This window comes from Mesorhizobium sp. M7A.F.Ca.CA.003.01.2.1 (assembly GCF_003998945.1).
Classification (GTDB): Bacteria; Pseudomonadota; Alphaproteobacteria; order Rhizobiales; family Rhizobiaceae; genus Mesorhizobium; species Mesorhizobium ciceri.
In genome coordinates, this window is sequence record NZ_RZRA01000426.1 from 1 (window position 1) to 4,659 (window position 4,659).

5 protein-coding genes are annotated in these 4,659 nt (G+C 61.8%); 2 read left to right on the forward strand and 3 right to left on the reverse strand.

Features of this window, described 5'->3' with window-relative positions:
- From EN969_RS17830 to EN969_RS17840, 3 genes are all read right to left on the reverse strand, one after another.
- Nucleotides 1–1,174 (reverse strand): Rieske 2Fe-2S domain-containing protein (locus EN969_RS17830; RefSeq protein ID WP_127419282.1); only part of this gene is annotated, 1,174 nt, incomplete at its 3' end.
- 21 nt (nt 1,175–1,195) lie between these two features.
- Nucleotides 1,196–2,089: an aromatic ring-hydroxylating dioxygenase subunit alpha gene (locus EN969_RS17835; protein WP_013529897.1), complete on the reverse strand. Its 894-nt coding sequence runs from the start codon at nt 2,087–2,089 to the stop codon at nt 1,196–1,198.
- Nucleotides 2,090–2,118: 29 nt separating this feature from the next.
- Entirely contained in the window at nt 2,119–2,976 is an 858-nt protein-coding gene (locus tag EN969_RS17840) for an aromatic ring-hydroxylating dioxygenase subunit alpha (protein WP_032809603.1), read from the reverse strand.
- Nucleotides 2,977–3,226: 250 nt separating this feature from the next.
- On the opposite strand from EN969_RS17840, the gene EN969_RS17845 reads away from it, so the two are divergent.
- Together EN969_RS17845 and EN969_RS17850 are read left to right on the forward strand one after the other, a co-directional pair.
- Complete coding sequence (locus EN969_RS17845; RefSeq protein ID WP_024505100.1) at nt 3,227–4,063, forward strand: GntR family transcriptional regulator; 837 nt, start codon at nt 3,227–3,229, stop codon at nt 4,061–4,063.
- Nucleotides 4,060–4,659 (forward strand): BMP family ABC transporter substrate-binding protein (locus EN969_RS17850; protein ID WP_164758319.1); only part of this gene is annotated, 600 nt, incomplete at its 3' end. The genes EN969_RS17845 and EN969_RS17850, both read left to right, overlap by 4 nt.

Sequence of the window (4,659 nt, forward strand, 5' to 3'; positions counted from 1 at the left end):
GCGTGATGCCGATGCCGCCGACGACGAACAGCGTCTTGATCGCATCGCGGCGCAGCGGGAAGTTGTTGCGTGGCTCGGAAATCGCCAGCACGTCGCCCTCTCGCACCGTCTCATGCATGCATTTCGAGCCACCCTTGGAGTCCCGTTCCAGCTTGACGCCGATGGTGAAGCTGTCGGTTTCACCAGGACCGTTGGTGATCGAATACTGCCTGATCTCGCCATTGGGCATGTGGACGTCGATATGAGCTCCAGGCTGGAACGTCGGCAGGATGCCCTTGATCGGACGAAGCTCGAAGCCTGCGATCCCGTCGGCGGTCTGCCATTTTCTGGCCACGCTGACACGCAGCGCAGCCTTGCGGCCATGCGTGGTCACCTCAGGCATTTCGGCGAGTTCGGCCGAGACCCGTTCGTAGACCGGCTCGAGCGGCGCCGGCGCCGGCGCGTTCGCCACGTCGCGCTCGACCTCGTCGCGCAGCTTGGAAAGCCGCTCATTGTGGTGACGCAGAATGGCAATGCGCGCGGCGCCCTCGGCCTCCTGATCGAGCACGCCGCGGATCACCGAACGGTTGGAATCGACCGGCTGCACGAAGAAAACGCCCTGCGTCTCGGCGCCGCTGGCTCGCGAGCGAAGCGCCACAGCGAAATCCTGGGCGGCTTCGACGAGAATGTCGGCGCCCTCGCCGTCGATCGCTCCGTTGGGTTGAAAGCGATAGGCTCTCAGCCTCTCGACGACTTTGTCGGCCGGCGCGTTGACCGCGATGCCGCGCAAGGCGAGGAGCTTGTCTTCGGCGAGGCCGGCAATCTCAGGCACCTCCCCGCGCGGCTCTTCCGAGGACCAGACCAAGCCATAACGTTCGACCGCCGGAAAAGTGCGGTTGGTGATGGTGCGGGCGGGTGCATCGGCCGGATGAGCCGGGATATAGGTGCAGCCAGCGGTGCGGTTCGAATAACGCCAGCCGTGATACTGGCATTTCAGTTCGCGCCCGTCATTGATGCCGATCGACAGCCTGACGCCGCGATGCAGGCAGCGGTTCTCCCAGATGTTGACGTAACCGTCATCGGCCCGCCACACGGCGAATTCCCGGCCCAGCAACTGGCCGTGGAAAACGTGGCGAAACGGCAAATCATGGGCAGCGGCGATCGGATGCCACCGGCTTCTGGCTTCTTCCAACATCAATCGTCTCCAAAATGTCTGTCAGGCTGCAGCCGGGATGACCCCGTAGGTCACGCCCTTCTGGCTGAGCCAGCGCCGGTAGGCGATGGCCGACTTGTCAGCGCGGATCGGCGTCTCGGCGCGCGGATCGAGCGGCAGGCGCTTCGGCACCTGGTTTTCCAGGATCGGCTTGTCCTGGCCGAAGATCGTCTGCTGGAAACGCTTGATCACCTTGTCTTCATTGTCTTCGTCGAGCACGCAAAGCAGCATGTGGGCGCGCACATGCTCCTGGTCGACCGGCTGCAGGAAGACGGCGATGACATCGCGCCGGGTCTCGTCGACCGGGCTCGATTTATAGAGCACCGAGCAATAGGGATGCGGCACGCGATAGACGTAGTCGACGTCGGCGCCGCCATCGGACGCCGTCGACGCCATCGGCTGGAAGAAGCGGCAGCGCGTGGCCAGGATCTCGTCGCGATCGACGGAGATCTCGACGTCGTATTCCTTGACTTCGGTATGCGGCTCGACGCCGAGTATGTCGGTATGCACATAGGGGAAGTGGCCCATGTCGAGAAAGTTCTCGATGGCGCGTGGCGCCGAGACGTTGACGCCGAACGTTGCCGCATTGAGCTTGCGGCGGTCCGGCTCTTGATATTCGGGGATCGGGAACAGCTCGGCCGGCGGCGACCCGAGCGAAGTCCAGACATAGCCATAGGCGCTTATTGCAGGCAGCCTGTCGGCGGGTGGAATATGGTCAGCCCTTTGCACATCGGGACGCGAGCGCCAGACGACGGGCTCGCCATCCGCGTCCACCGCAAAGCTGAGGCGCTCCTCGAGCAGAACGGTCTCCTGGACGGCGCCGGGAGCAGCTTCCGCGATGGCGCCCACGGGATGCCAGAGATTGAGGATCACGGGATCAGCGCATTTCGTCATCATGTTATCCCTTCAAATACCCTCGGACGTCATCAGATCTGTGCCGGTATCGCACCATAGGTGACCGCCCTGTCACGCAGCCAGCGCCGATAGGAAACCGAGACGGCATCGGCGCGGATCGGCGTCTCGGCGCGCGGATCGAGCGGCAGGCGCTTGGGGACCTGGTTTTCCAGGATCGGCTTGTCCTGCGCGAAGATCAATTGCATGAAACTGCGCACCGTCGCCGCATCCATGCCCTCCTTGAGGTAGCAGAGATAGGGATGCGCGACGCAGTTCTCCTCGTCGACCGGCTGCACGAACAGCGTGATGACATCCAGCCTCCCCTTCTGGATCGGATTGCTCTTGTAGAGCGCCACCGTATAGGGCCGGATCACCTTGTAGATGTACTCGACGACGAACCCTTCCTTCGCGGTCGGCGACGCGATGGGCTGGTAGAATTTGCATTCGGTCGCCAGCACCTCGTCCTGGGGCGTGATTTCCACCTTGTAAGGCACGACCTCGGTATGCGGCTCCTCGCCGAGCCAGCCTGTGTGGATGAAGGGGAAATGCCCCATGTCGAGAAAATTCTCGACGGCGCGAAGGCCCGACACCTTGACCGCGATCGAGCCGCCGCTGACCAGATGTCGATCCGCCTCGTTGGCCTCGGGGATGTAGATGATGTCGCGCCAGGGTTTGTCCAGACAGGTCCAGACGAAGCCATAGCGCTCGGCGCTCTTCAACACGTCGCCGGTATCGTTGCGAACGACTTCGATCTTGTTTGAATGTTTTCGAACGACGAGATCGACCCCAAGCAGACGGGTCGAAAAGGGCACATCCTGGCTGAGCGATTCCTGGTCAGCGACGATATGCCAGTCGTTCAGAAGCTCGCGGTCGACGCAACGGGTTGCCATCGGCATCCCTCCCAACTCGGCTAGCCCTTCACCACGAACCTAGCCTGACGTTTCGCAATGACGAAATCACAAGATTGGATACCAATCAATGATTTTTTGTCAGCCAAAATCATTTTTTGTGTTGACAGACTATGATGATTGAATTCCGATATGGAAAACCTGAACCTGGGATATGGCACATCCCGAAGCGTCATGTCTTCATCATGGAAAGCCTGCTGATCATGTCGTCGCAAAGGCGGAGAACCGTGCCTTGAGCAGCCGCTCCCAGACGATCGCGGACACGCTGACCCGCGCCATCATCGACCATCGGCTGGTGCCCGGCTGCAAGCTCGGCGAGCGCGAGCTTGCCGAGATATTCGATGTCAGCCGCATCGTGGTGCGTCAGGCCCTGATACGGCTCGCCGATGACGGGCTGGCGCAGATCGAGCGCAACCGCGGCGCCTTCGTCGCCAGGCCAAGCATGCAGGAGGCAATGGAGATTTACGACGCGCTGACCCTTGTCGAACAGGGGGTGGCGGCCCAGCTCAGCGATCGCCTTGGCCCCGCCGGATGGGCCGAGCTGCGCCAGCATGTCGAACGCCAGCGCCAGGCAGTCGCCGCCGGCAACGATGCGCTGGCCGACGTGCTCGGCCAGGAATTCCACACGGTGTTCGTGCGCCTTAGCCGCAACAAGGTGATGCAGGAAATCCATGCCCAGCTGGTGCGCCGCACGACGCTGCTGCGCTCGCTCATTTCAGCCGATTTCGACTATTGCAATCTGCTCGACGATCATTCGAGGGTCGTCGACCTCCTGGAAAAGGGCCGCCTGAAACAGGCCATGGACCTGATCGACACGCATCACCGCACCGTGGTGCGCGGCTATATCATGGATCGCGACGTGTTTCCGGAGATGACGCCTGCCGAAGCGCTCGCACCCTATCTCGACGGCAAGGCCGACGGAGCGACGATATCGGCTGGATTGAGGCAGGCAAAACCATCCGGGAATGGCGACGGCGCGGTGCACGCGCACGTCCATCTCCCTAACAAAGACCGGGCATCGACAAGCCGGGCATCAACCAAAAAAACCAACAGAGGGTTACCGACATGAACGACCTGACAAGACGCGGATTCCTGAAATACAGCGGTGCGCTGGGTGCTGCGCTCGGTGCCGGAGGGCTGAGCACGGTCGCCAAGGCTCAAGAGGTGCTCAAGATCGGCGTCGTCTACGTCTCGCCGATCGCCGAAATCGGCTGGACCAAGCAGCACAGCCTTGGCGTCGAGGCGATCAAAGCCGCGTTCGGCGACAAGGCCGAACTCACCGTCATCGACAACATCTTCATGCCGCAGGATGCGGAGCGCATTTTCCGCGAGCTGGCCAGCGCCGGCAACAAACTGATCTTCGGCACCAGCTTTTCGCACGGAACGCCCATGCAGAAAGTGGCGCCGCGGTTCCCCAAGGTGGCTTTCGAACATTGCTCCGGCATCGTCCACCTTGCCAATCTGGGTACCTTTGAAGCCAAATATTACGAGGGCACTTTCGTCGCCGGCGCGGCCGGCGGCTACATGTCGAAATCGGGCAAGATTGGTTTCATCGGCGGCTTTCCGATTCCGGATATCGTCGGCCCGGCCAACGCGCTGCTGCTCGGTGCGCAAAGCGTCAATCCGAACGCCACCTGCAACGCCATCTTCCTCAATTCCTGGCTC